Genomic DNA, 23,646 nt, shown 5'->3' with positions numbered 1-23,646 from the left:
GCCTGCCCCACCGACCCATTCCATGGCCATCCAGGTTCTGATCCCCACCCCCCTGCAGAAATTCACCAACGACGAGGCCAGCGTCAGCCTGGAGGCCACCAGCATCGACGGCCTCCTGCAGGCCCTCGAAGGCCGCTATCCCGGCATCCAGGCGCGCCTGTGCGATGAGAACGGCAAGCTGCGCCGCTTCCTCAACCTCTACGTGAACAGCGAGGACATCCGCTTTCTCGACAACCAGGCCACTGTCCTCAGCGACGGCGACGAGGTGAGCATCGTGCCAGCCGTCGCCGGCGGCTGAACTCGGAGCCGGGCACGTACAGAGAGGAAAGACCCCCGGAGGGCTCGCCAAGGGCGTTCCAAAGTCCATAAACTTTTGTACCTTTGTGCCCCGTTTCCATGGAACCGATCCAGGCCGCCAGCCCCACGGTTCCAGCAGCCGGCGCTGCCGCCCCCCACGACTGGCACTCGGCCGGCCTGTATTTCGACTATCGCCAGGCCGCCAACCCGGTGAGGCCGGGCCTCACCGAACCGATCCGCTACCGCCGCTGGGGCCCCGAGCTCCATGGCCACGGCCCCACGGCCGTGCTGCCCCTCGATCTCAGTGCCGCCCTGGGCTGCGAGGGGCCCGCCACCAGCCCCGGCCTGGCGGCCCACTTCCTGCGCCTGCTACCCGGTGAAGGGCTGAAGGCTGCTGCCGCCGCCACCAGCTCCCTGTTCTATGTGCTGCGCGGCGCCGGCCAGCTGGAGCGTCCCGGCGATGCCCTCGGTGCGCCCCTCAGCCTGAGCTGGGCCCAGGGCGATCTGTTCGTGCTCCCCGCCGGAGCCGACCCCCTGCTCCAGGCGAGCGAGGAGAGCGTTCTGTACTGGGTGCATGACGCCCCCCTGCTCCACTACCTGGGGGTGCAGCCCTCCGTCCCCCGCTTCACGGCTGTCCACTACCCGGCCGCCGGACAGGAGGAGGCCCTCCAGCGCCTGCTGGCCGACCCCAGCGCCGCCCGCTCCAACCGGCTCAGCATCCTGCTGGCCCATGCCGACCTCCCCGCCACCCGCACCGTCACCCACACCCTCTGGGCCATGCTCGGGGTGGTGCCCGACGGCGTCACCCAGCCGCCCCACCGGCACCAGTCGGTGGCCCTTGATCTGATCATCGACTGCGACCCCGGCTGCTACAGCCTGGTGGGCACCGAGCTGGGCCCAGACGGCGCCATCCTCAACCCCACCCGCATCGACTGGGAACCCGGCGGGGCCTTCATCACCCCGCCGGGCCACTGGCATGCCCACGGGAACGAAAGTGGCCGGATGGCCCGGCTGCTGCCGATTCAGGACGCGGGCCTACACACCCACCTGCGCAGCCTCGACATCCGCTTTTCCTCCGGCCTGGGCGGCGAGGGCTGAACCGCCGCCGGCCTCATGGGCCTCCACCAGGGCACGGAAGCTGTCGCCGTCGATGGTTTCCTGCTCGATCAGCCGGTTGACCAGCTCATCGATCAGCTCGCGCCGGGGGGTGAGCACCGCGACGGCCTTCTCCAGGGCTTCGGTGGCCAGCCGGCGCACCTGTTCGTCGATGCGGTTGCCGGTACGCACCGAGGTGTGGGGGGCCGAGCGGATCCAGTCGCGTCCGAGGAATACCTCCTCGCCCTCCTCCTCCAGGGCCATGGGGCCGAGGCTGGAGAACCCGTAGCGCAGGACCATGTCACGGCAGATGCGGCGCACCAGCTGCAGGTCGCTGCTGGCCCCCTGGGTCACCTCGCTGGGGCCGAACACCACCAGTTCGGCGGCCCGGCCGCCGAGGGCCACCACCAGCCGCGCCCGCAGGTAGGCCTTGCTGATCAGTCCGGAATCGAGGATGTCCTCGTCGGGCATCGTCCGGGCGAAGCCCCCCACCCCGCCGGCCCTGGGCAGCAGCGTCACCTTGTCGAGCCTGTCGGCGTGGGGCAGCAGCGTGGTCAGCAGGGCGTGGCCGATCTCGTGGTACGCGATCAGCCGCTTCTTGGCGCTGTCCTGCAGCGGAGCGGCGGCCAGGCCCATGGTGATCCGCTCGAGGGCATCGCCGATGGCCTGGTCATCCACCTGGCTCTTCTGGCGCCGGGCTGTGAGGATGGCCGCCTCGTTGAGCAGGTTGGCCAGGTCGGCACCGGAGAAGCCGGGGGTGCGGCGGGCCCAGTCGGCCAGAGACACCTCCTCGGCCAGGGGCCTGGTGCGGGCGTGGACCGAGAGGATCTCCTCCCGTCCGGCCCGGTCCGGCAGGTCGACGCTGATCCGGCGATCGAAGCGGCCGGGTCGCAGCAGGGCCGTGTCGAGCACGTCGAGGCGGTTGGTGGCGGCCAGCAGGATCACGCCCGAGTTGTCCTCGAAGCCATCCATCTCGGTGAGCAGCTGGTTGAGGGTCTGCTCCCGCTCGTCGTTGCCGCCGCCGATTCCGGCCCCCCGCTGGCGGCCCACCGCATCGATCTCGTCGATGAAGATGATGCAGGGCGCCTTGGCCTTGGCCTGACGGAACAGGTCCCGCACCCGGCTGGCCCCCACGCCGACGAACATCTCCACGAACTCGGTGGCGGCCATCGAAAAGAAGGGCACCCCGGCCTCGCCGGCGATGGCGCGGGCCAGCAGCGTCTTGCCGGTGCCGGGGGGACCGACCAGCAGCACCCCCTTGGGAATCCGGGCGCCGATGGAGGTGAACCGTTCGGGGGTCTTCAGGAAGGTCACCACCTCCTGGAGCTCCTCCTTGGCCTCGGCGATGCCGGCCACGTCCTCGAAGCGCACCGTGATCGCCCCTTCCTCCTGCAGGCGGGGCTGGCTGCGGCCGAAACCCATCGCCTTGTTGGCCACCTGGGCGGAGCGGCGCACCAGCAGCACCAGGCCGGCGATCAGCAGGGCCACCAGCAGGCCGTTGGTGACCAGGCCCGCCATGGCGTCGTCGCGCCGCTCGTCGCGGACCGTCAGCGGCACCCGGGCCTGCTCGGCGGTGCGCAGCAGCTGCTGGTTGTCGCTGAACACCGCCACCTGGCGGCTGCGGCCGTCCGCGAAGGTGGCGGTCACCACCCGCTGGGCGGGGGCAAGCTCCAGGCTCTTGATCTTTCCAGCTTCGATATCGCGCAGCAGCTGGCTGTAGGAGGGCGCCCCAGCCCCCTGGCCCCCCAGACTGAAGCCCGGACGCGCCTCCGGGGCCGGCTTGGCTGCGGGGGCCTCGGCGGCGGGTGCGGCCTGGGTGGCGGAGGTCCTGGCCGGCTCCGGAGGAGAACTGCTGCTCACAGGCCTGGCGTCCTTTTCAGGAGTTGCATTCGGAAATCGACTGTAGCGATTTGACGAAAGGCGAGTCGGCGAAGCAGGATCATCGTTTGGCAGTGAGTTAGCGGGATGGCCGTTCCCAAGAAGAAAACCTCCAAGGGCAAGCGCAACCAGCGCCACGCCCACTGGAAGGCCAAGGCCGGTGTGGCGGCCCAGAAGGCCATGTCGCTCGGCAAGGCTGTCCTGAGCGGCCGTGCCCAGGGCTTCGTCTATCCGATCGCGGAGGACCCCGAAGCCAGCGAAGAAAGCTGAACCCCGAGGGGGTGGGCACGTCGGCGTCGGTCCAGGATCACCCCACGCTCCAGCGCAATCCCTGAGCGGGTGGGCTCCACCAGTGGGTCCTGGTAGAGCTCCGGCGGCAGCGAATGGAGAGTGGCCCGCACCAGATTGTCGAGCTGGCTGCCGTTGAGCCATCCGCCACCGGCCCGTCGCTGGCGGGCCTCCGCCTGGAATCGCCAGCGGCGGGGCAATCCCCAGCGCGCCGGACGCAGGAGCCAGAGCCCGTCACAGGCACCCCAGAGCTCGGCATAGGCGGCCAGGTGCCTGTCCCAGCGCGGCAGCCAGCGGAGCTCTGGCTCGTTCAGGTCCTCCAACCCAGCTCCGCTTTGCAGGCGCTCCCCCAGGGCCTCCGGGCCGAGGGCCCGGCAGCCCATCAGCCAGCCTTCGATCACCAGCGCCTCGGCGGACTCCTCCCGCCATCCGCTCCGGCCACCCTCTCCACCGGCCAGGGTCTTGTCGAACCGAGGCAATCGCAGCGTCCCCCCGGCCCGCCAGAGGGCCAGCTCCTCCATCAGCAGGGGGAGATCGTGGCTGCCGGGCGGCACCCGGCTCACTCCGAAGGGGTTGCCCGCCAGCCGCGCGTGGCGTTGCGGTGCCGGCAGGTAGAGGTCGTCGATCGACACCACCGCCAGCCGCAGGCCCCCGAGGGCGGCGAGGCGCTCCAGGGCACGGCCCAGGCTGGTCTTGCCGGCGCCCACTGGCCCGTTCAGGGCCAGCAGGGGCCGCCGGGTTGCCGTTCCGCTGTGCAGGCTGTCCTGCAGCCGCCGCAGCATCGGCAGGGCCAGGAGCCGCAGCAGGCTGGGGTGCACCGGGCCCAGATCCCCTGCCTGCTCCAACCAGCTGTCCCACGCGTCTGTCGCGGAGGTCGGGGGCACTGTGGACTCCGAAGGCAGCGCCGTTTCAGGTTCCAAGCTTGAAGGCCTCCAGCACGATCGAGTAGGTGGCTCCCAGGCGCAGGTTGTCCACCAACACCCAGGCCAGGGAGGGTTCCGTCCCCGCCAGGCGGGTCCGCAGCCGCACCAATGCCTCGAACGTCAGCAGCAGGCCGAGCACCACCGCTGGGCGGCCCCCCGGGGTGGTGAAGAGCAGCAGGCTGGTGAGATTCTGGCCGGCGAAGAATCCCAGCAGCAGCGCCAGGGCGGCCAGGCTGCCGGCCCGCCAGCTCCGGCGCGCCACGCCGACCACGCGGTTGCCCAGCCGGCTCACCAGCCCCTGGAAACGGGTGCGCTGCACAGGGAGGCGGGTCATGGCGTGTCCAGCAGGCGCTCCAGCCACGACAGCGTCACCTGGCCTCCGGGGCAAGCTGGCCCCTGGCGCACGCGGACCATGCCCCCGGGTTCGTCCAGACTCTCGACCACGGCTCGGGCGTCGCTGAAGCGGGCGGCGGGCTCCTGCCGCGTCGCCGCGCTCAGGCAGACCAGACAGGGCAGCCCGGCGCCGGTGGCTGCCGCCAGTCCGGCCGGGGAGTCCTCGAGCACCATGACACTGCCCTCCTTCACGCCTTCCGTCCTGCCCAGCTGCGCCAGCGCCAGCCGGTAAGCCTCCGGATCGGGCTTCTTGCGGACCACGTCATCGCCGCAGACCCAGAACGCAAAGGTCCCACCCAGGGCCGGCGGGGCACCCTCCAGCAGGGCCTGCACCGCGCGGCGGCCACTGGTGGTCACGATCGCCTGCAGCAGGCCCGCCGCCGCGGCCTCCTCCACCAGCCGGGCCACCCCGGGCCGCAGGGCGAGGCCGCCCTCCCGCACCAGTTCGGCGTAGAAGGCCTGCTTGCGCCGCTGCAGCTCTTCCACCCGTCCCCGCTCCGGCGTGCAGCCCTCCACCTGCTCCAGGAAGGCGGTGATCCGCTCATGGCCGCCGCCCACCGCCAGCAGCCGCCCATAGGTGGGCCGGTCCCATCGCCAGGGCAGGCCTGCCGCCTCGAAACTGCGGTTGAAGGCCACCCGGTGACCCTCGAACTCCGTCTCGGCCAGGGTGCCGTCCACGTCCCAGAGCAGGGCCGACAGGGCCGGGGCCATCGGACGCCGCGCTTGTGTAGGGAGTCAGGCTAAGGCGTGCGCCCCGCGTCCCCGCCTTCCACAATGCGGAAGCCTTGCCTGCCCATCGTTGCTCTCTGCCGTCGACGAGCGACGCTGGCTGCTGCCCACCCCTCTCGGTGCTGACGGCCCCGCCGAGGCGGCCGGGGCTGCGGATGCTGATCTCCCCTGTGAGCTGCTGGCCCTGCTGCGGCGTCGCGGCCTGGTGACGGCGGAGGCGGTGCGCCGCCTGCTTGATCCGGAGGCGGCCCCCGATCCGGAGGCCCACTTCCCGGCTCTGGCGCTGGCGATCGAGCGGTTGGTGCGCTGCTGCCAGGGGGCGGAGGCGGTGGCGATCTGCGGCGACTACGACGCCGACGGCATGACCAGCACCGCCCTGTTGGTGGGCGTCCTGCAGCGGCTCGGTGCCCGTCCCCAGGCCGCCATCCCCAGCCGCATGGACGATGGCTACGGCCTCAACGCCGCCATGGTGGAGCGGCTGGCGGCCGAGGGGGTGCGGCTGCTGATCACGGTGGACAACGGCGTGGCCGCCATCGAGGCCCTGGAGCGCGCCGCGGCCCTGGAGGTGGAGGTGATCCTCACCGACCACCACACCCTGCCCCCCCAGCTGCCGCCGCACCTGGCCCTGCTGCACCCCGCCGTCACCCCGGAAGACTCCCCCTACCGGGGTCTGGCGGGGGTGGGACTGGCCCATGTCCTGGCCACCGCCCTCTGCCGGCGGCTGCGCCACCGCCACGGGCTGGAGATCGCCCTCAACCTGTTCTGCATCGGCACCATCGCCGACATGGCCCCCCTGGAAGGCGTCAACCGCCGCTGGCTGCTCGATGGCCTGCCCCTGCTGGGCCGCAGCCCCCTGCCCGGCCTGCAGGCCCTGCAGCAGCTGGCGGGCCTGGAGAAGCACCGGGTCGATGCGGAGGCGGTGGGTTTCCAGCTGGCCCCGCGCATCAATGCCGTCGGCCGCCTGGGGGACCCCCAGCTGGTGGTGGACCTGCTGACGACGGAGGATCCCGAGCGGGCCCTGGAGCTGGCCCGCTCCTGCGAAGCCCTCAACCGCCAGCGGCGCGAACTCTGCAGTGCGATCGAGGCGGAGGCCCTGGCCCTGCTGGAGGCCGATGGTCCCCGCCGGCCCGCCTTCCTGCTGCTGGCCCAGGGCCACTGGCACCACGGGGTCATCGGCATTGTCGCCTCCCGGCTGGTGGAGCGCTTCGGCCGTCCCGTGGCCCTGCTGGCCGGTGAAGGGGGAGGCCGGCTGCGGGCATCGGTGCGGGCCCCGAAGGGCTTCGCCGTCGATGGGGCCCTGACGGCCTGCGCCGACCTGCTGGAGCGCCACGGCGGTCACCCCGCCGCCGGCGGTTTCACCGTGCGGGCCGAGAATGTCGGGGTGCTGCAGGAACGGCTCGACGCCCTGGCCAGCCACTGGCTCGAGGCGGCCGGCGAGGGCCGCACGGTGGAGCCTGAGGCCCTGCTGCGCCTGGAGCGCATCGACCGGGAGTTCTGGCGCCAGCTCCAGCGGCTGGCCCCCTTCGGCATCGGCCATCCCACCCCCCTGTTCTGGAGCAGCCGCTGCCAGGTGGTGGAGCAGAAGCTGCTGCGCGGCGGCCACCTGCAGCTGCAGCTGGCCCAGGGGGAGGCGCGGCTGCGGGCGATCGGCTGGCGCTGGCAGGGTCCCCACCAGTGGGCGGGACCGGTGGATGTGGCCTACCGCCTGCGCCGTGACGACTGGCAGGGGGTGGAGCGGTTCCAGCTGGAGCTGGAGGCGATCCGCTGCAGCGGCGGCGACACCGTGGTGCTGCAGCGCCGCAACCGCACCTACTGGTGCCGCCGCCAGGGGGACAGCCTGGTGATCCGCAACGCCGCCGGCGAGGAGCTGCGCTCCGCCATCCCGCCCGATGGCACAGGCCCTGCCGCCCTGGTGGATCCTCCCCACCCCTACGTTCAGGGGTTGATGCGGGAGGCGGCCATGGCCCTGGGGATGGTCGAAGGATGAGCCGGTCCCCGCTGGCCCCGGTGCGTTCCCTGGTGCTGCTGGCGCTGCTCGGAGCCCTGGTGGGGCTGGCCTGCTGGCCGCTCAACCGCATCGACCTGCTCCAGGATCGCCTGCTCTCCACCCTGCCGGCCTTCAGCGGCGGTGGCTGGAGCGCCAGCGGCTGGCTGCTGGCCCTGGCCCCGATCCCCCTGGTGCCGCTGCTGCTCTGGTTCCAGCGGGGACCATGGCGGCGCGGGGCCGGCTCGGGCATTCCCCAGGTGATGCTCTGCCTGGAGGACCCCCACCGGGGCTCCCGGCTGCTCACCGCCGCCCCCACCGGAGAACGGCTGGGCCTCTGGACCGTGGCCAGCCTGGCCCTTCTGCCCCTGGGCCGTGAGGGCCCCGTGGTGGAGGTGGGCGCGGCCGTGGGCCAGGCCCTTCTGCGCCGCTGGCCCGGCCTGATGCACCGGGCGAGCCGCGGTCACCTGCTGGCCGGAGCGGCGGGGGCGGGTCTGGCGGGCGGCTTCAACACCCCCTTGATGGGGATGATCTTTGTCGTCGAGGAGCTCACCGGCAGCTTCCAGCAGCGGCTGGTGTGGCCGGCGTTGGTGCTGACCAGCGCGGCGGCCCTGGTGAGCGGCCTCGGCAGCCAGCCGATGTTCGCCCTCGGGATCAACCCCACTCCGGTGGTGGAGAGCGCGCAGCTGCTCTGGGCGATCCCGATCGGGCTCGGGGGCGGGGCCCTCGGCGGTGCGTTTGCCTGGCTGCTGGTCCGGGCCACGGGCAAGATCACCCCGATCGCCCGCCGTCAGCCCCTGCGCCTTGGCCTGGCGGCCGGGGTGGCCCTGGCCCTGATGACTCTGGCCACCGGAGGCGCCAGCGGCGGTGATGGCGAGACCCTGATGCGCCTGATCCTTGATCAGGGCGGGGACACCACCATCGACGGCGGCTGGCTCGTCCTGCTGGTCTCGCGACTGATCGGACCTGTGCTGGCGCTCTCCGCGGGAATCCCCGGGGGACTGATTGACCCGGCCTTCGCCCTCGGTGGCGTCTTCGGCTCAGGACTGGTGCAGGCCCTGGCGGGGGATCCCCACCTGGGCCTGGCCTTGGGCATGGCAGCGGGTCTGGCGGGCGCCACCCAGCTGCCGGTGATGACGATCGCCTTCGCCATTCGCATGGCGGGCGACCAGCAACTCATGCCTGGCCTGGTGGCCGCCGCTGTCATCGCGGCCTACATGGGCCAGGCGATCCAGCGCCGACCCGTGTATCACGCCCTTGCCGACCTGCTGGTGCCGGAAGGATCAGAGGGCGCCGCGGCGGTAGTAGAGGATGAAGATCACGGCCGGACCGGCCAGGGTGATCAGGGCCAGGGCGCCAAAGTTGGAGATGAGGTGGAAGTCGATACCCATGGTGCGGCTGCCGGCGAGGGGGACAATCGGCCAGGAGTGTAGGTCGCCCGGCGGCCGCTTCGGGCCCCGCCCCTGGCGCCGTGATCGGTTGTCATGGCTGGCGCCCGTTGTGGGCTGGGACGAGGGCGTCGGGTGTGAGTGAATGGAACGACCCCGTGGCGTCCCCGTGCCCCGAAACGAGCACTGGCAGTGCATCAGCGGCTGCGGTTCCTGCTGCCGCCTCGACCCGGCCCTGCGGGGCGACGCGATCGAGGCCCTCGATCCCGATCAGCAGGAGCTGTACTTCGCGATGGTGGGGGAGGACGGCTGGTGCCGCCATTTCGACACCGGCTCCCGTCGCTGCCGCATCTATGCGGAGAGACCCGATTTCTGCCGGGTGGACCAGCTGGTCGCGCTGTTCGGCCAGCCAGGCGACGACCCCGATGCCCTGGCCATCGCCTCCTGCCGGCAGCAGATCCGCGCCGAGCTGGGTGGACGCCACCCGGTGATGCGCCGTTTCCTGCGGACGATCCGGCAGCCCTCATGAGCAGCGCCCCCGATTCCCCGGCCTCCTCCAGCTGGATCACGGTGTTCCTGAGTACCGCCACCACCGTCTTCCTGGCCGAACTCGGCGACAAGACCCAGCTGGCCGCCCTGCTGCTGTCGGCCCAGTCGGGCCGACCGGTCGTCGTGTTCGTGGGCGCCTCGCTCGCCCTGATCTGCTCCAGCCTGGTGGGGGTGCTGCTGGGGCGCTGGCTGTCCACCGTCATGCCCCCCCACCAGCTGGAGCGGGCGGCGGGGATCCTGATGGTCGCCCTGGGGCTGTGGCTGGGCCGCCAGGCGGTGCTGCACCTGGCGCCGCTCCACCTCCTCAATCCCTGAGTCCGTCTCCATCCGCGCCATGCCCTTCGCCCTGCTCGCCTCCACCTTCGCCACCGTCTTCCTGGCGGAGCTCGGTGACAAGACCCAGCTGGCCATCGTCAGCATCAGCGGCACGTCCAACCGGCCCGGGGCCGTGTTCGCCGGCAGCGCCTTTGCCCTGGTGCTGGCCAGCCTGGTGGGGGCGGCGGCGGGGGGGTCCCTTTCCAGCGTCATTCCCACCGATGGACTGCAGCTGGCGGCCTCCGCCGGCTTCCTGATCATCGGCACCCGCCTGATCCTGCGCTCCGGCGCGGAGGACGGCGAGGCTCCCGCTGCCCCCGCCGAGGCCCTCGGCCAGGACACCGAGACGCCCGCTCCTTAGAGTCGCCGGGTGACGTTCGCCGTGACGGCGGGCGCTGCCGGGCCATCCCCCGTCCACGGAGGCCGACGACCCCCCTGGCGCTCCAGACCACCCTGGTCACCGCGCTGCTTCGGCAGTGCCATCCTCCGCGTATGTCCCATCCGATGAAGTTCACGGTCGCCGATCTGCTCGACCACCTCTCCACGACCGATGCGGTGGCCCTGGCCAAGCTGGAGAAGTCGCTGGGCCTGACCACCAAGACCTGCAAGCACCAGCTGCGCATCGGTCTGGATGCCCTGCTGCGGCTGGGGCTGGTGGAGGAGGACGGTGAAGGGGTCCGCGCCCGCGAGACCCCCGAGCTGATTCCGGCCCGGCTGCGCTGCTCCAGCAAGGGCTTCTGCTTCGCCCTGCGGGAGGACGGCGGTGAGGACATCTACATCCGTGACCACCAGCTCAACCACGCCTGGAACGGCGATCGGGTCCTGGTGAAGATCACCCGCGAAGGGGGTCGACGCCGTTCCCCGGAAGGGGGCGTGCAGTGCATCCTTGAGCGCCAGACCCCCAGCCTGCTGGCCCAGGTCGAACGGCAGGACGGCCAGCTGGTCGCTGTCCCCCTCGACGACAGGCTGCTCACCTCCGTCGCCCTGCCCGAGGAGGACGCCGTCCATCTCGATCCCCCCGAGGAAGCGGTGGTGGAGGTGAAGATCGACCGTTTCCCGGTGGCCCAGTTCGGTCCCGCCGGCCATGTGGCCCGCAGCCTGCCCGTCCACGGCGGTGAAGCGGCCGACACCGACCTGCTGCTGGCCAAGCACCGTCTGCAGGAGCGGCCGGCGAGTCCCCGCGCCACCCTCAAGCAGCCGGTCGCCAAGGGCCGCGCCGACCTGACGGCCCTGCCCACCCTGATCCTGGGGGCCTGGGAGGGCGGCGAGGCCCCGGTGCTGCCTGCCATCTCCCTGGAGGAGCGCGAGGGCGGCTGGCGGTTGTGGGTGCACAGTCCCGCCGTGGCCGAGCGCATCGGCATGGGCAACAGCCTCGACACCTGGCTGCGGGAGCAGGGCGAGGCGATCTGCCTGGGACGCCACTGGCTGCCCCTGCTCCCCCCCGCCCTCTCCAAGGCCTGCGGCTTCCGTCCGGGCGAGAGCCAGTCAGCGGTCTCGGTGGCCCTGGAGCTGGATGCGGAGGGGGGCCTCGAGCACTTCCGCTTCAGCCTGAGCCAGATCACCCCCGATGCCCGGGTGGATCGGGCCGCGATGCAGGCCCTGGCCGAGCGCAAGCCCAAGGCCCGCACCGTCCCCGCCCCCCTCAAGGCCCTCAAGGACCACCTGCCCCTGCTGGAGCAGCTGGTCCAGCTGAGCGGCCTGCTGCGCCAGCGCCGCCTCGGGGCCGGCTCGATCGATCTCGACCTGCCGATGCCCGCCATCGACAGCCTCGGCGACCTGCGGGTGCCAGCCCCGGACGCTTCGCTCCAGGGCTGGCTGGTGGAGCTGCCGGCCGAGGATCCGGTGGCGATCCTGCGGGAGGCGGTGCTGGTGGCCCACCGGGCCCTGGGCCGTCACCTGCTGGCCCTGGAACTTCCCGCCCTGTTCGCCCTCAACCCGGTGGCGGAGGCCACTGACATCAACGATGTCGCCAAGTCGGCCCTGGCCCTTGACATCCCGATGGAGCTGAGCGCCGACGGCAACGCCAGCGCCGCCGAGCTCGCCGCCGTCTTCGCCGCCACCGACCGCGGCCGGCCCCTGCAGCAGCAGCTGCGCGATGCACTCCGGCCGGTGCAGCTGGCGGCCGAAGCGGGCCCCCATGCGGTGGCCGGCGAGGAGACCGCCATGGCGCCCTGGTGCTGCCCGGCCCTCCACTACGCCGACATCTGGAACCAGCAGCTCCTGGTCAGCCTGCTGGTGGACGGCAAGGACCGCCCCAGCGTGCGCCACAAGATCAGCACCGACCTGGCCAGCGATGCCTGCCACGGCAGCACCGACTGGCCCCTGCTGACCCCTGGCCAGCTGGCCCCCTACCAACAGGGCCTGGAGCACGGCCTGGCCCAGCGCCTCAACGGCCGCTGCCGCTTCCTGCAGGAGCTGCAGGCGGACGTGCTCGCCCTGGCCCAGGCCCGCCACACCGAGCCCCTGGTCGGCCAGACCCTGCCCGGCGTGATCAGCGGCGTGCAGAGCTACGGCTTCTTCGTCGAGGTTCCCCCTTCCCAGGTGGAGGGGCTGGTGCACGTCAGCTCCCTCAAGGACGACTGGTACGAGTACCGCTCCCGCCAGAACCGCCTGGTGGGCCGCAAGTTCCGTCGCACCTACATGGTCGGCGACGGGGTCGATGTGGAGATCCAGAAGGTCGACGCGCTGCGCCATCAGATCGATCTGGCGGTGCTCCAGCCCGAGGACTTCGAGCAGGTGGAGGAGGGCGTCGCTGATGGCACCGCGGACGACGATGCCGATGGCGCCCCCGACGGCACGGACGAGGGCTGAGCCGCCGATGGCGCCCCCCTCGCTCCCCGTGGTTCTGGCGGTGTCCGGCGCCTCCGCCCAGCCCCTGGCCGAGCGGGCGCTGCAGCTGCTGCTCCAGGACGACCTGGCGGTGGAGATGGTCACCAGCCGGGGGGCGATCGGGGTCTGGCAGGCGGAGATGGGCCTGCGGGTGCCGTCGGAGCCCGACGCCCAGGAGCACTTCTGGCGGGAACGCACCGGCTGCAGCTCCGGCCAGCTGCACTGCCACCGCTGGAACGACCAGGCCGCCGCCATCGCCAGCGGCAGCCACCTGACCCGTGGCATGGTCATCCTGCCGGCCAGCATGGGCACCGTCGGCCGGATCGCCTCCGGCGTGGCGCTGGACCTGATCGAACGGGCGGCCGACGTGCACCTGAAAGAGGGACGGCCCCTGGTGATCGCGCCGCGGGAGCTGCCCTGGAACCTGGTGCACCTGCGCAACCTCACCCGCCTGGCCGAGGCCGGGGCCCGCATCGCTCCCCCGGTTCCGGCCTGGTATCACCAGCCCACCACGATCGGTGAGATGGTGGACTTCCTGGTGATCCGTGTCTTCGACACCCTCGGTCTCCAGCTCGGCTCCCTGCAGCGCTGGCAGGGGCCCGTGGGCCGGCCCGCCCCGGACGAAGTCTCCACCCCCTGACGCTCCGGACCGTGCTCCACCGCCTGCTGCTGCTGCCCCTGCTCTCGCCGCTGCTGGTGACCCTGCTGGTGGCGGCCCTCAACCCCAGCCCCACCCTGGCCCTGCGGCTGCTCACCTGGCAGACCCCCTCCCTGCCGATCGGCCTGTGGATGGCGGCGGCCGCCGGCGGAGGCGCGGCCCTCAGTGCCGGCGCCACCGCCCTTGCCCTGCGCCAGGGGGGGCGGCCGCCGCTGCGGCGCACCGTCCGTCGCCCGGACCGGCTGGAGGACGACACCTGGAGCGCCCCCTGGGGCGGCCGATCCGAGGCGAGCGCCGCCGCCGGGGCTCCAGCCACCCCCGCTCCATCGGCCACTCCATCGCCCGCCGCCGCCGGCCCCAGTCGCGCCCCCGGCGAGCCGGCACCGACGGTTTCGGTGCCCTACCGGGTGCTGCACCGTCCCGAGGCCGCCGATCCGCGTCCGTTCCGGCCGGAGCCGGCGGTGGCGTCGCGCCCGCCGGCTCCGGCCCCGGCTGCGGCCAGCACCGCCGACGACTGGGGCCACAACGACGGCGAGGATTGGTGACGCCGGTCGCCGCGACAACCTGGGGCCCCGGGACGCTGCCTAAAGTTCCCCCACCTCCGCGCCCAGGGACCGCACCGGTGACCGAGACCCCCAGCAACACCCCCGACCCTGTCGCGACCACGCCCGAGGCGAAGCCCAGCCCGCCGGCCCCCGCCGCTGCCAAGGCGAAGCCCCCGGCCCCTGAGGACAAGCCCTTCGAGGTCTTTGTTCCGGAACTGCTGCTGCCGGCCCTGGTCAAGGAAATCGAGGCCTATGGCGGCCCGGCCCCCGAGCTGGTCTTCGAGCAGGGCGCCATGCCCGTGGTCGGGGCGGACTGCTGGATGGTCAGGGGGCGGCTCCCGGGCGAGCGCCGCTTCTGGCTCTGCTTCACCCGGCCCGACATCAGCTCCGCCAAGACCATCGCCCTCACCGAGGGGGCCGGCAGCCCCAGCCTGCTGGAGTCGTTCCTGATCGACGAGAAGAAGATGACCCTCCAGCTGCTGGTGTCGCGGGTGGTGCAGCGGCTCAATGGCCAGAAGTGGCTCGGGCCCAACTGAGCTCCTGATCCCTTCGCCAGCTTCACATCCGCGGCTTCACATCCGGACCGATCGCGGGGATCGATGCCTACGATGGCGGCCGAGCTCTCTGAACGTCCAGCGCGATGGTGCCTCCCGCCACCCAAGCCCCCACCGCCCCCCGGGTGGGCACCCCGGATGCCCCGGCCATCAAGGACCCGGTGAAGGACACGATCCTCACCCCGCGCTTCTACACCACGGATTTCGACGCCATGGCGGCGATGGATCTGCGGCCCAACGAAGTGGAGCTGGAGGCCATCTGCGAGGAGTTCCGCAAGGACTACAACCGCCACCACTTCGTCCGTGACGGCCAGTTCGAGGGCGCCGCCGACAAGCTCGACCCCGAAACCCGGCGCGTGTTCGTCGAGTTCCTCGAGCAGAGCTGCACCTCGGAGTTCTCCGGTTTCCTGCTCTACAAGGAACTCAGCCGCCGCATCAAGGAACGCAACCCGCTGCTGGCCGAATGCTTCGCCCACATGGCCCGCGATGAGGCCCGCCACGCCGGCTTCCTCAACAAGGCCATGGCTGATTTCGGCCTGCAGCTCGACCTGGGCTTCCTGACGGCCACCAAGGCTTACACCCACTTCCAGCCGAAGTTCATCTTCTACGCCACCTACCTCTCCGAGAAGATCGGCTACTGGCGCTACATCGCCATTTACCGCCATCTCGAGCAGCACCCCGAAAGCAAGATCTTCCCAATCTTCAACTTCTTCGAGAACTGGTGCCAGGACGAGAACCGCCATGGCGACTTCTTCGACGCCCTGATGAAGGCCCAGCCCGACACGGTGCGCGGCTTCACGGCCCGCCTCTGGTGCCGCTTCTTCCTGCTGGCGGTGTTCGCCACGATGTATGTGCGTGACGTGGCCCGCAAGGAGTTCTACGAGGCCCTCGGGCTGGATGCCCGCACCTACGACAAGTACGTGATCGCCAAGACCAACGAAACCTCCGCCCGGGTGTTCCCCGTGGTGCTCAACGTCGAGCACCCCGAGTTCTATGAGCGGCTCGAGAAGCTGGTGCAGAACAACGCCGCCCTTGATCGGGCTGAGCGTTCCGGTGGCCCGGCGCCGGTGCGGACCCTGCGCAAGCTGCCCCACTGGATCGGCAACGGTGTCCAGATGGCGCGGCTGTTCCTGATGGCACCGATCCGCAGCGAACGCTTCCAGCCCGCCGTGCGCTGAGCCGACCCGCCAGAATCGGCCCAGTTCCCTTCTTCGCCGCTTGGTCGTCTCCCCTCCCACCGGCGCACCGGCAGCCAGCGCCCTCACCCTGTCCCCGGCGGCCCTTGGCGATCCGGTCTGGCGTTCCCTCCTTGAGCCGCTCCTGGCCGCGGGTCGCTTGGCCGGCGCCGATCTGGTGGAGGTGTTCCTGGAGCGCTCCGACCACCTCGGCCTGCTCGCCGAGCAGGATGCCATCACCAGTGTCAGCCCGGCCTTCGGCGCCGGGGCGGGCCTGCGGGTGTTCATGGGAGATCGCGACGGCTTCGTCTCCACCAATGACCTGAGCGCGGCCGGTCTGCGGGCTGCCCTCGAGCAGGCCCTGGGCATGCTGGGGCTGCTGCTTCCCTCCCATGCGGCCGGGGGCTTCGAGGGCCTGCCCGAGCTGCGCGACTTCGCCGCCACCAAAGAGGGCTGGCTGCAGGCCTGCCCGTCGCTGGCGGAGGCCACCAGCCGTCTGCTGGAGGGCACCGACCGACTCCAGGCCCATGGCCAGCACCTGCAGGTGCGCCGCGGCAGCTACGCCCGCGACTGGCAGGAGGTGCTGGTGGCCGCCAGCGACGGCACCTTCGCCCGGGACGTGCGGCTGCACCAGTCAGTGGGCCTCAATGTGCTGGCGGCCGACGGCGACCACCGGGCCAGCCTCGGCCGTCGCTACGGCACCTCCGACAGCCCCGACGACCTGCGCCGCTGGGATGTGGAGGCCGCCGCCGCGGACGTCTGCAGCAGCGCCGGCACCATGCTTTACGCCGATTACGTCGAGGCCGGCCAGTTCCCCGTCGTTCTGGCCAATCGCTTCGGCGGTGTGATCTTCCATGAGGCCTGCGGCCACCTGCTGGAGACCACCCAGGTGGAGCGGGCCACCACCCCCTTCGCCGACATGGTCGGCCAGCCCATCGCCCATCCCTCCCTCACCGCCATCGACGAAGGGCTCACCGCCGGCGCCTTTGGTTCGCTGGCCATGGACGACGAGGGCATGGAACCCCAGCGCACCGTGCTGATCGAGAACGGCATCCTGCAGCGCTTCCTCAGCGACCGGGCCGGGGAGCGCCGCACCGGCCATCCCCGCACCGGCAGCGGCCGGCGCCAGAGCCACGCCTTCGCCGCCGCCAGCCGCATGCGCAACACCTACATCGCCGCCGGCCCCCACAGCCCGGAGGATCTGATCGCGTCCGTCGACAAAGGGCTCTACTGCAAGTCGATGGGGGGCGGCAGCGTCGGCCCCACCGGCCAGTTCAACTTCGCCGTCGAGGAGGGCTACCTGATCGAGAACGGAACCCTCACCAGGCCGGTGAAGGGGGCCACCCTGATCGGTGACGCCAAGGAAGTGATGCCCCGGATCTCGATGTGCGCCAACGACCTCGAGCTGGCTGCCGGCTTCTGCGGTTCGGTCAGCGGCAGCATCTTCGTCACCGTGGGCCAGCCCCACATCAAGGTCGACACCATCACCGTGGGGGGACGCTGAATCATGGCCACCACTGAATCAGCCGCTGCCAGCCTTGATGCCGAGCTGCTGCGCCAGCGCCTCGACCAACTGGCCCAGCGCGAGGGTGTCCGGCGCTGGGATCTGGGTGCCTCCTGCAGCACCGACACCTCCGTCCAGGTCGACCGGGGCGAAGCCAAGCAGATGAAGGGCGCCCAGCGCAGCGCCATCACCCTGAGGGTCTGGAATGACGACGGTCTGGTGGGCATCACCAGCACCTCCGACCTCTCCGATGCCGGCCTGGCCCGGGCCCTGGCCGGGGCTCGCGATGCCAGCGCCTACGGCAACGTCGATGAGGTGCCCGACTTCTCCCCCCTGGCCACCGCGCCGCTGCCGGTCCTGGAGCAGCCGCTCTGTCCGCCGGTGAGCATCCTCAGCCTGCTCGACACCCTCAAGGAGGCGGAGCGCGGCCTGCTCGGGCGCCACCCCGCCATCGGCACCGTCCCCTACAACGGCCTGGCCCAGCGCAGCAGCGACCGGCTCTACATCAACAGTGCCGGCGCCTGCCGCCAGCAGCGCCTCACCACCGCCTCCCTCTACCTCTATGCCCGGGCCGAAGAGGCGGGCCGCAAGCCCCGCAGCAGCGGCGCCGTGCGCCTGGCCTACGGCGCCGCCGACCTCGACGTGGCCGGCTGCGTGCAGGAGGCGGCGGATCGCACCATCGCCCACCTCGATTACGCCCCGATCCGTACCGGCCGCTACACCTGTGTGTTCAGTCCCGAGGCCTTCCTCGACCTGATCGGCGCCTTCAGCAGCCTGTTCAATGCCCGCGCCGTGCTTGATGGCGTCAGCCTCAGCCGGCGCGAGTCCATCGGCGAGCAGCTGGCCGTCCCCTTCTTCTCCCTGCACGACAACGGCCTGCATCCGGCCAACGTGGGCGCGGCCGCCTTCGACGGGGAAGGCACCCCCACCCGACGCCTGTCCCTGGTGGAGGGCGGAATGCTGCGCCATTTCCTCCATTCGGAGGCCACGGCCCGCGCCTTCGGGGTCGCCCCCACGGGCCATGCGGGCCTGGGGGCCAAGGTGTCGGTGGGCCCCGACTGGTTCGAGATCGGCCCCACCCCCGGCAGCGACGGGGGCGCCCAGGGCCTCGACCGCTTCGCCTCCGGCGCCGGCGGAAGTGATGGCCTGGTGGTGATCGACTCCCTCTCGGCCCTCCATGCCGGCGTCAAGGCCAGCCAGGGCTCCTTCTCCCTCCCCTTCGACGGCTGGTTGGTGGAGGACGGCACAGCGCGCTCCATCGAGGCCGCCACCGTGGCCGGTGACATTCGCACCCTGCTCAAGGCCATCGTCGGCTTTGAGGGTCACGCCAAGGTGACCCCCGACGGCCTCTGCCCCCACGTGTGGGTGGAGGGTCTCTCGATCACCGGCGACGCTTGAGGATCCTGTTCTGGGGCACCCCGGCCTATGCCGTGGTCAGTCTCGAGGCCCTGCGGCTGGCCGGCCACACGATGGTCGGTGTGGTGAGCCAGCCCGACCGGCGCCGGGGCAGGGGCAAGGCCCTGGTGCCCTCTCCTGTGAAGCAACGGGCCCTGGAGCTGGGTCTGCCGGTGTTCACCCCTGAGCGGATCCGCCGCGATCTGGCCTGCCAGCAGGCGCTGGCCGCCCTGGGGGCCGACGTCTCGGTGGTGGTGGCGTTCGGCCAGATCCTGCCGCCGGCGGTGCTGGCCCAGCCCCCCCTGGGCTGCTGGAACGGCCACGGCTCCCTGCTGCCCCGCTGGCGGGGAGCCGCACCGATCCAGTGGGCCCTGCTGGAGGGGGACGGCGAGACCGGCGTCGGCATCATGGCCATGGAGGAGGGGCTCGACACCGGCCCGGTGCTGCTGGAGCGGCGTCTCTCGATTCCGCTGCTCCAGAACGCCGGCCAGCTGTCGGAACGGCTGGCGCGCCTCACCGGGGAACTGCTCGTGGAGGCCCTCCCCCTGCTCGAGGCGGCGGGTGCCGGGCCCGAGCAGGACCGACTCGCCCGCCTCGGAGTGCGTCCCCAGGCGGCCGATGGGGTCAGCCACGCCCGCCAGCTCACCAAGGAAGACACCCTGGTGGACTGGAGCGGCTCCGCCCTGGCCATCCACCGCCGCGTGATGGGGCTCCACCCCAACGCCTCCTGCCCAAGGGGGGGCGAGCGGCTGAAGCTGCTGGCCACCGAACCCCTGGTCGCCCGCCTGGCCGACCAGCTCACTCCGGTGGCTGCCGCCCTGGCCGAGCGCTGGGCAAGCCCCAGCCAGGACAGGGCGGCTGGCCCCGGCACCGTGCTCGCGGTGGTGGAGGGGGAGGGGTTGGTGGTGGCCACCGGTGGCTGTCCGGTTTTCCTGCGACAGGCCCAGTTGCCGGGACGGCGTCCGAGCGAAGGACAGGCCCTGATCCAGCAGCTGGGGCTGGTGGCCGGCGACCTTATCGGTGCAAATACCCCCTGATCCGCTCTTTCGGCAAGGAGTGTTGACGTTTTGTTCCCTTACGGTCGTCTCAGTCTTGGACCGCCGACGCAGGCAGTAGACCGAAACCAGTGAATGGGTGGGATGACATGGCCAGCGAACTTTCCTTTGTCAACAGCACCGGCTCCGGCTGCCGGATCTTCCGGGACACGTTGGGCTGCTACGTGGCGAGCCATGAGCGGAGCCCGGGCCAGCGGGTGATGAGCCCCACCCTGGCGGGTGCCTATGCGGCCTGCCAGGGGTGGGAGCACCGGGCCCGGGTGGAGGAGACCTCGCGGGCAGGATGAACCTGCCCTTGGGGCGGCCCAGGCTCTGGTTCAGCTGCCGGAGGCGAGCTCTTCGGGCTGGCGCCGGTGCAGTTCGTGCAGTCCCTCCAGCTGGTTGTGGACCGCCACCAGCTGGTCACGGATGTGACGGCTGTTGTCGATGCGCTCCAAGGCGAGAAGCATGCCTTCGATCTGGGCCTTGCAGTCGATCAGCACGCGGCACTGGGTGGATCCGGGTTCGTAGGGCATGTCGGAAGGAGGCAGATCCTCAGTTCACCCTAGGGAGGCGGCGGAGGCTGTCACAACCACTGCCGTTCAGCGGGAACCGCTGCGGCGACGGCCCCGGTCGTGGCCCTGCCCCTGCCCGTGGCGGGGGCCCTGGCTGCGGCGGCCCCGGCCGCCGCTGAGATCCAGGGGCGGCGCGGAGAGCACGGTGGGCTCGAAGCCCGACACCTCCTGGCGGGGCAGGGGGGAGCCGACCAGGCGTTCGATGGCCCGCAGCAGCTCATGCTCCTCGGCCGCCACCAGGGAGATGGCATGGCCGTTCTGGCCCGCCCGGCCGGTGCGGCCGATGCGGTGCACGTAGTCCTCGGCCACGTTGGGCAGGTCGAGGTTGACCACGTGGGGCAGCTGGTGGATGTCGATGCCGCGGGCGGCGATGTCGGTGGCCACCAGCACCCGTACCTGACCGCTCTTGAACTCCGCCAGCGCCCGGGTGCGGGCCCCCTGGCTCTTGTTGCCGTGGATCGCCGCCGCCCCCAGCCCCTCCTTCTCGAGCCGTTCCGCCAGCCGGTTGGCCCCGTGCTTCGTTCGGGAGAACACCAGCACCTGACGCCAGTCGTTGCTGCGGATCAGATGGCTGAGCAGGTCCCCCTTTCGGTCCATGTCGCAGGGATGGATCACCTGCTCCACCAGCGGCGCGGCCTGGTTCTCCGGGCTCGCCTGGAGCTGCACGGGGTTATGCAGCAGGCCGGTGGCCAGCCGCCGGATCTCGGTGGAGAAGGTGGCCGAGAACAGCAGGTTCTGGCGCTTCGCCGGCAGCAGGGAGAGGATCCGGCGGATGTCGCGGATGAAGCCCATGTCGAGCATCCGGTCGGCCTCATCGAGCACCAGGATCTCGACCCGGTCGAGCCGCAGGGCGTTCTGCTGGTGCAGGTCCATCAGCCGGCCCGGGGTGGCCACCAGCACGTCGGCACCGCGGCGCAGGCGCTGCATCTGGGGGTTGGCGCTCACCCCGCCGAAGACGACATCGGAGCGCAGATCCAGGTAGCGGCCGTAGGCGGTGACGCTGTCCGCCACCTGGGCCGCCAGCTCGCGGGTGGGCGTCAGCACCAGGGCCCGCACCACACCGGCCCGGGCGTGGGGACCATGGCGCAACCGTTCCAGCATCGGCAGGGTGAAGCCCGCCGTCTTGCCGGTGCCCGTCTGGGCGGCCGCCATGACGTCGTGGCCGGCGAGCACCGCCGGGATGCACTGCAGCTGGATCGGCGAGGGGCTGCTGTAGCCCTTGGCGGCCACGGCCTTGAGGATGGGCTCCGAGAGACCCAGCACGGCGAAATCCGTCGCCAGTCCGGCCACCGGTGGGTTCAGACCCGTGGCGGTGTGGCTGGGGGTGAGGGGATCGGCGGCCACCGGGGCGGGAGAAGGGGTGGCCACCGGGGCGGGGATGGGGGAGGAGCCGTTGCCGCTGCGTCGGCTCCGGCTGGCCTGGGCCTGGGACCTGGAGGTAGGGGCGGTGATCGGGCGCGAACACGGAGAGGCCACCAGCCTAGGACCGGCCGGCGGCGCCATCGCCTCAGCGGGGCGTGCGGTGGCTGCAGCGCTCGCAGGGTCCCTCCGGCAGCACGGCGCAGCGCAGCAGGGGACTGCGGGCGTTGAAGCGGCAGTGGGGGTCACCGATCACCCAGCGCCCGTCCCACCAGAGGGCATCCGCCGGCCGTCGCTGGGGCTTGACCTGCAGCGCCACCGTGGCGAGCTCGTAGCGGCCCTGCCGCAGCCGGTAGCGGTGGCGGCGTTGGAGCACCAGGAAGCTGGCTTCGCCGACCGTCAGCCAGCGGCCGGGAAGGGGGACGTCGCCGAGGTCGTCGATCTCGATCGTGGTGATCAGCCGGTCCGAGTCGATCTGGCGCAGCTCGATCCGCATCGTTCCGCGGCGGTCAGGCGTCGCCGCTGCCCTGCTCGGGCAGGCGCGACGGTGCGGTGCGCAGGGAGAAGCCCCAGGCGAACAGGGCCGCCACCACAAGCAGCAGGGCCCATTCGGGCACCTCCACCGCCGGCAGCACCAGGCGCAGCAGCAACTTCAGGCCCACCAGCCCCACGGCCAGGTAGCCGGCGGTTTCCAGATGGGGGAAGATCTCCAACCAGCGCAGGAACAGCTCGGCCGTGAGCCGCAGGGCGATGATGCCGATCACCCCGCCGGCCATCACCAGCGGCACCCGGTCGGTCACCGCCACCGCCGCAGAGACGCTGTCGAGGGAGAAGGCCAGGTCGGTGAGGGCCAGGGTGGCCACGATCGAGCCCAGGGTGGCGCCGTGGTGCGGATGGCCCGGGTCGTGGGGGAATCCGTGGGGGCCGTGGCCGGCCGCTGCCGGGTCCTGGCCATCGGGGTCGTCGACGCCGTCGTCCTTGCCCAGCAGGTGGCGGCCGCAGAGCCAGAGCAGGTAGGCCGAAGCCAGCAGCTGCAGGGGCCAGAAGGCGAGCACCTGGCTGGCCAGGGCGATCAGGGCCAGCCGGAAGACCAGGGCCAGCACCAGGCCGAGGTTCAGGGCCATGCGCTGCCGGGCCGGATCGTGCAGCCGCCGGGAGATGGCGGCCAGCGCGATGGCGTTGTCGGCGGAGAGCACCGCCTCCAGCCCCACCAGCAGGACCAGCAGCAGCAGCACCTCTCCCCACTGGTCCGCCTCCTGCAGCAGGGGCTGCAGCAGGGGCGTGAGGCTCTCGACCGATTCCACTTCCATTCCTGGCGTTCGCTCGGCCGTGGAGGCTGCAAAGAAGCACTCTAGAAAGACCCTCGACCCTTCCCGCCCCCATGCACGTTCAGGTCCGACTGCTCCACTGCGACGGCGGCCGCCGCGTCGTGCTGGTCTCGGCCCGTGACGGGGACCGGTTCCTGGGCAGCGCCCTGGGGGAGGCGGGGGATGCCGAAGAAGCCGAAGACCGCGCCAGGAGGCGCCTCCTGGCCCATCTCCAGAGCCTCGGGACGGCCGCCGCCCTGACCACTCCCCCAGTGCAGGAACCGCCGGCTCCCCCGCCGAAGCGATCGGTGGCCGCCCCTGAGCCGACGCTGCCCGTGCCGCTCCCAGCCCCGCCATCGCCCCCGGCACGGCCCGCCGCCACGGCCGCGCCGCCCGCGCCCGCGCCCGAGGCCGCGTCCCCTGCGCCCCCGAGTCCCGACGAGGACCCCCAGGACTGGAGTGCCGAACTCACCCATCTCGATCTGCAGCTGCGCCGCCTCGGCTGGGACCGGGACCGGGAGGCCGCCTATCTGCAGCGCTGCTTTGGTCACCCCAGCCGCGACCGCATCACCGTCTACGCCGATCTGATCGCCTATCTGCAGGCGATCGAAACCCTCGAGCCAGGCTGCGATCCCGCCACGGCGGTGGTGCCGCTGCGACGGTCCGACCTGCTCGAGCAGTGCAACCTGCTCCTGCAGCAGCTCGGCTGGGACGGGGGCATGGGCAGGAGCTTCCTCGAGAAGCACCTGGGCGTCAGCAGCCGCCAGCAGCTGAAGGACGCCGACCTGCTGCGCTTCAACATGCTGCTGGAGGAGGAGACCCTGCGGGCCGGCGACGGCGGGGCTGCGGCTCCGGGCCTGGAGGGCTGATCC

26 protein-coding genes and 1 pseudogene are annotated in these 23,646 nt (G+C 71.7%); 18 read left to right on the top strand and 9 right to left on the bottom strand.

All coding sequences use genetic code 11. From position 1 onward, the window contains the following. Positions 1 to 22: 22 nt before the first annotated feature. On the top strand, positions 23 to 298 hold the full coding sequence (locus VB738_RS05635; protein ID WP_015108364.1) for a MoaD/ThiS family protein: 276 nt from the start codon (positions 23 to 25) through the stop codon (positions 296 to 298). 98 nt (positions 299 to 396) lie between these two features. Further along, a complete protein-coding gene (locus tag VB738_RS05630; protein ID WP_323304808.1) occupies positions 397 to 1,395 on the top strand; it encodes a cupin in 999 nt (332 codons plus the stop codon). Here the strand turns inward: VB738_RS05630 and ftsH are convergent. Then, positions 1,333 to 3,252 (bottom strand): ATP-dependent zinc metalloprotease FtsH, encoded by a 1,920-nt coding sequence (gene ftsH, locus VB738_RS05625; RefSeq protein WP_416233153.1) that lies wholly within the window; start codon positions 3,250 to 3,252, stop codon positions 1,333 to 1,335. The two genes, VB738_RS05630 and ftsH, sit on opposite strands and share 63 nt — an antisense overlap. 105 nt (positions 3,253 to 3,357) lie before the next feature. Between ftsH and rpmF the strand changes: the two genes are divergently transcribed. Continuing rightward, entirely contained in the window at positions 3,358 to 3,540 is a 183-nt protein-coding gene (rpmF, locus tag VB738_RS05620) for a 50S ribosomal protein L32 (protein ID WP_323304807.1), read from the top strand. Here rpmF and VB738_RS05615 read toward each other — a convergent pair. From VB738_RS05615 to VB738_RS05605, 3 genes are read right to left on the bottom strand one after another with little or no spacing between them, the layout of a single operon-like run. After that, positions 3,498 to 4,442 carry a phosphoribulokinase gene (locus VB738_RS05615; protein WP_323304806.1) on the bottom strand — a complete coding sequence of 315 codons (945 nt, stop codon included), beginning with the start codon at positions 4,440 to 4,442 and terminating at the stop codon, positions 3,498 to 3,500. The genes rpmF and VB738_RS05615 overlap by 43 nt on opposite strands. A gap of 25 nt (positions 4,443 to 4,467) precedes the next feature. After that, complete coding sequence (locus VB738_RS05610; RefSeq protein WP_323304805.1) at positions 4,468 to 4,815, bottom strand: DUF565 domain-containing protein; 348 nt, start codon at positions 4,813 to 4,815, stop codon at positions 4,468 to 4,470. Further along, complete coding sequence (locus tag VB738_RS05605) at positions 4,812 to 5,585, bottom strand: HAD-IA family hydrolase (protein WP_323304804.1); 774 nt, start codon at positions 5,583 to 5,585, stop codon at positions 4,812 to 4,814. The genes VB738_RS05610 and VB738_RS05605 overlap by 4 nt, the downstream gene beginning before the upstream one ends. Positions 5,586 to 5,673: 88 nt before the next feature. Between VB738_RS05605 and recJ the strand changes: the two genes are divergently transcribed. Together recJ and VB738_RS05595 are read left to right on the top strand one after the other, a co-directional pair. After that, a complete protein-coding gene (gene recJ, locus VB738_RS05600) occupies positions 5,674 to 7,590 on the top strand; it encodes a single-stranded-DNA-specific exonuclease RecJ (RefSeq protein WP_323304803.1) in 1,917 nt (638 codons plus the stop codon). Beyond that, the gene (locus VB738_RS05595; RefSeq protein ID WP_323304802.1) at positions 7,587 to 9,020 is read left to right on the top strand and encodes a chloride channel protein; all 1,434 of its coding nucleotides are present in this window, start codon (positions 7,587 to 7,589) and stop codon (positions 9,018 to 9,020) included. The genes recJ and VB738_RS05595 overlap by 4 nt, the downstream gene beginning before the upstream one ends. Here VB738_RS05595 and VB738_RS05590 read toward each other — a convergent pair. Further along, positions 8,919 to 9,173, bottom strand: a pseudogene (locus tag VB738_RS05590) (hypothetical protein); the annotation flags it as partial. The gene VB738_RS05595 and the pseudogene VB738_RS05590 overlap by 102 nt on opposite strands. Here VB738_RS05590 and VB738_RS05585 point away from each other — a divergent pair. The 12 genes from VB738_RS05585 to VB738_RS05530 all read left to right on the top strand — a co-directional run bounded on the left by VB738_RS05585 (position 9,121) and on the right by VB738_RS05530 (position 19,841). Then, a complete protein-coding gene (locus tag VB738_RS05585; protein WP_323304801.1) occupies positions 9,121 to 9,504 on the top strand; it encodes a YkgJ family cysteine cluster protein in 384 nt (127 codons plus the stop codon). The pseudogene VB738_RS05590 and the gene VB738_RS05585 sit on opposite strands and share 53 nt — an antisense overlap. Beyond that, a complete protein-coding gene (locus VB738_RS05580) occupies positions 9,501 to 9,839 on the top strand; it encodes a TMEM165/GDT1 family protein (protein WP_323304800.1) in 339 nt (112 codons plus the stop codon). The genes VB738_RS05585 and VB738_RS05580 overlap by 4 nt, the downstream gene beginning before the upstream one ends. A gap of 19 nt (positions 9,840 to 9,858) precedes the next feature. Then, the gene (locus VB738_RS05575) at positions 9,859 to 10,200 is read left to right on the top strand and encodes a TMEM165/GDT1 family protein (protein WP_323304799.1); all 342 of its coding nucleotides are present in this window, start codon (positions 9,859 to 9,861) and stop codon (positions 10,198 to 10,200) included. A gap of 143 nt (positions 10,201 to 10,343) precedes the next feature. Further along, the gene (locus VB738_RS05570) at positions 10,344 to 12,650 is read left to right on the top strand and encodes an RNB domain-containing ribonuclease (protein ID WP_323304798.1); all 2,307 of its coding nucleotides are present in this window, start codon (positions 10,344 to 10,346) and stop codon (positions 12,648 to 12,650) included. Between the two features lie 7 nt (positions 12,651 to 12,657). Further along, positions 12,658 to 13,308: a flavin prenyltransferase UbiX gene (locus VB738_RS05565; RefSeq protein ID WP_323304797.1), complete on the top strand. Its 651-nt coding sequence runs from the start codon at positions 12,658 to 12,660 to the stop codon at positions 13,306 to 13,308. 11 nt (positions 13,309 to 13,319) lie between these two features. Next, a complete protein-coding gene (locus VB738_RS05560) occupies positions 13,320 to 13,871 on the top strand; it encodes a hypothetical protein (RefSeq protein WP_323304796.1) in 552 nt (183 codons plus the stop codon). 77 nt (positions 13,872 to 13,948) lie between these two features. Further along, positions 13,949 to 14,407 (top strand): DUF2996 domain-containing protein, encoded by a 459-nt coding sequence (locus tag VB738_RS05555; protein WP_323304795.1) that lies wholly within the window; start codon positions 13,949 to 13,951, stop codon positions 14,405 to 14,407. A 104-nt stretch (positions 14,408 to 14,511) separates the two neighbouring features. Further along, on the top strand, positions 14,512 to 15,603 hold the full coding sequence (gene acsF, locus VB738_RS05550; RefSeq protein ID WP_323304794.1) for a magnesium-protoporphyrin IX monomethyl ester (oxidative) cyclase: 1,092 nt from the start codon (positions 14,512 to 14,514) through the stop codon (positions 15,601 to 15,603). 88 nt (positions 15,604 to 15,691) lie between these two features. After that, positions 15,692 to 17,104, top strand: coding sequence for a TldD/PmbA family protein (locus VB738_RS05545; RefSeq protein ID WP_323304910.1), 1,413 nt, complete (start codon positions 15,692 to 15,694; stop codon positions 17,102 to 17,104). Positions 17,105 to 17,107: 3 nt separating this feature from the next. Further along, the gene (locus VB738_RS05540; protein ID WP_323304793.1) at positions 17,108 to 18,502 is read left to right on the top strand and encodes a TldD/PmbA family protein; all 1,395 of its coding nucleotides are present in this window, start codon (positions 17,108 to 17,110) and stop codon (positions 18,500 to 18,502) included. Then, the gene (gene fmt / locus VB738_RS05535; RefSeq protein WP_323304792.1) at positions 18,499 to 19,536 is read left to right on the top strand and encodes a methionyl-tRNA formyltransferase; all 1,038 of its coding nucleotides are present in this window, start codon (positions 18,499 to 18,501) and stop codon (positions 19,534 to 19,536) included. Before VB738_RS05540 ends, fmt begins: the two co-directional genes overlap by 4 nt. A gap of 107 nt (positions 19,537 to 19,643) precedes the next feature. Continuing rightward, positions 19,644 to 19,841, top strand: a complete 198-nt coding sequence (locus VB738_RS05530; protein ID WP_323304791.1) for a hypothetical protein — start codon at positions 19,644 to 19,646, stop codon at positions 19,839 to 19,841. Positions 19,842 to 19,871: 30 nt separating this feature from the next. Here the strand turns inward: VB738_RS05530 and VB738_RS05525 are convergent, their stop codons facing one another. From VB738_RS05525 to VB738_RS05510, 4 genes are all read right to left on the bottom strand, one after another. Further along, on the bottom strand, positions 19,872 to 20,069 hold the full coding sequence (locus tag VB738_RS05525) for a hypothetical protein (protein WP_015108343.1): 198 nt from the start codon (positions 20,067 to 20,069) through the stop codon (positions 19,872 to 19,874). 66 nt (positions 20,070 to 20,135) lie between these two features. Further along, complete coding sequence (locus tag VB738_RS05520; RefSeq protein WP_323304909.1) at positions 20,136 to 21,398, bottom strand: DEAD/DEAH box helicase; 1,263 nt, start codon at positions 21,396 to 21,398, stop codon at positions 20,136 to 20,138. A gap of 217 nt (positions 21,399 to 21,615) precedes the next feature. Further along, a complete protein-coding gene (locus VB738_RS05515) occupies positions 21,616 to 21,963 on the bottom strand; it encodes a DUF6464 family protein (protein WP_323304790.1) in 348 nt (115 codons plus the stop codon). A gap of 13 nt (positions 21,964 to 21,976) precedes the next feature. Next, positions 21,977 to 22,777 carry a TerC family protein gene (locus tag VB738_RS05510; protein ID WP_323304789.1) on the bottom strand — a complete coding sequence of 267 codons (801 nt, stop codon included), beginning with the start codon at positions 22,775 to 22,777 and terminating at the stop codon, positions 21,977 to 21,979. Between the two features lie 71 nt (positions 22,778 to 22,848). Between VB738_RS05510 and VB738_RS05505 the strand changes: the two genes are divergently transcribed. Continuing rightward, positions 22,849 to 23,643, top strand: a complete 795-nt coding sequence (locus VB738_RS05505; protein ID WP_323304788.1) for a hypothetical protein — start codon at positions 22,849 to 22,851, stop codon at positions 23,641 to 23,643. The last annotated feature ends 3 nt before the right edge of the window (positions 23,644 to 23,646 follow it).

This window comes from Cyanobium gracile UHCC 0139 (assembly GCF_034931325.1).
Taxonomy (GTDB): Bacteria; Cyanobacteriota; Cyanobacteriia; order PCC-6307; family Cyanobiaceae; genus Cyanobium; species Cyanobium gracile_B.
Note: the sequence above shows the minus strand (reverse complement) of the source record. Positions and strands in the feature narration are given on the sequence as shown.

Excerpts from the sequence above, each read along its gene's own strand:
- VB738_RS05635 (WP_015108364.1), top strand. The coding sequence starts at position 23 with ATGGCCATCCAGGTTCTGATCCCCACCCCCCTGCAGAAATTCACCAAC.
- VB738_RS05630 (WP_323304808.1), top strand. The coding sequence starts at position 397 with ATGGAACCGATCCAGGCCGCCAGCCCCACGGTTCCAGCAGCCGGCGCT.
- rpmF (WP_323304807.1), top strand. The coding sequence starts at position 3,358 with ATGGCCGTTCCCAAGAAGAAAACCTCCAAGGGCAAGCGCAACCAGCGC.
- VB738_RS05610 (WP_323304805.1), bottom strand. The coding sequence starts at position 4,815 with ATGACCCGCCTCCCTGTGCAGCGCACCCGTTTCCAGGGGCTGGTGAGC.
- VB738_RS05605 (WP_323304804.1), bottom strand. The coding sequence starts at position 5,585 with ATGGCCCCGGCCCTGTCGGCCCTGCTCTGGGACGTGGACGGCACCCTG.
- VB738_RS05595 (WP_323304802.1), top strand. The coding sequence starts at position 7,587 with ATGAGCCGGTCCCCGCTGGCCCCGGTGCGTTCCCTGGTGCTGCTGGCG.
- VB738_RS05585 (WP_323304801.1), top strand. The coding sequence starts at position 9,121 with ATGGAACGACCCCGTGGCGTCCCCGTGCCCCGAAACGAGCACTGGCAG.
- VB738_RS05580 (WP_323304800.1), top strand. The coding sequence starts at position 9,501 with ATGAGCAGCGCCCCCGATTCCCCGGCCTCCTCCAGCTGGATCACGGTG.
- VB738_RS05575 (WP_323304799.1), top strand. The coding sequence starts at position 9,859 with ATGCCCTTCGCCCTGCTCGCCTCCACCTTCGCCACCGTCTTCCTGGCG.
- VB738_RS05570 (WP_323304798.1), top strand. The coding sequence starts at position 10,344 with ATGAAGTTCACGGTCGCCGATCTGCTCGACCACCTCTCCACGACCGAT.
- VB738_RS05565 (WP_323304797.1), top strand. The coding sequence starts at position 12,658 with ATGGCGCCCCCCTCGCTCCCCGTGGTTCTGGCGGTGTCCGGCGCCTCC.
- acsF (WP_323304794.1), top strand. The coding sequence starts at position 14,512 with ATGGTGCCTCCCGCCACCCAAGCCCCCACCGCCCCCCGGGTGGGCACC.
- VB738_RS05540 (WP_323304793.1), top strand. The coding sequence starts at position 17,108 with ATGGCCACCACTGAATCAGCCGCTGCCAGCCTTGATGCCGAGCTGCTG.
- VB738_RS05530 (WP_323304791.1), top strand. The coding sequence starts at position 19,644 with ATGGCCAGCGAACTTTCCTTTGTCAACAGCACCGGCTCCGGCTGCCGG.
- VB738_RS05525 (WP_015108343.1), bottom strand. The coding sequence starts at position 20,069 with ATGCCCTACGAACCCGGATCCACCCAGTGCCGCGTGCTGATCGACTGC.
- VB738_RS05515 (WP_323304790.1), bottom strand. The coding sequence starts at position 21,963 with ATGCGGATCGAGCTGCGCCAGATCGACTCGGACCGGCTGATCACCACG.
- VB738_RS05510 (WP_323304789.1), bottom strand. The coding sequence starts at position 22,777 with ATGGAAGTGGAATCGGTCGAGAGCCTCACGCCCCTGCTGCAGCCCCTG.
- VB738_RS05505 (WP_323304788.1), top strand. The coding sequence starts at position 22,849 with ATGCACGTTCAGGTCCGACTGCTCCACTGCGACGGCGGCCGCCGCGTC.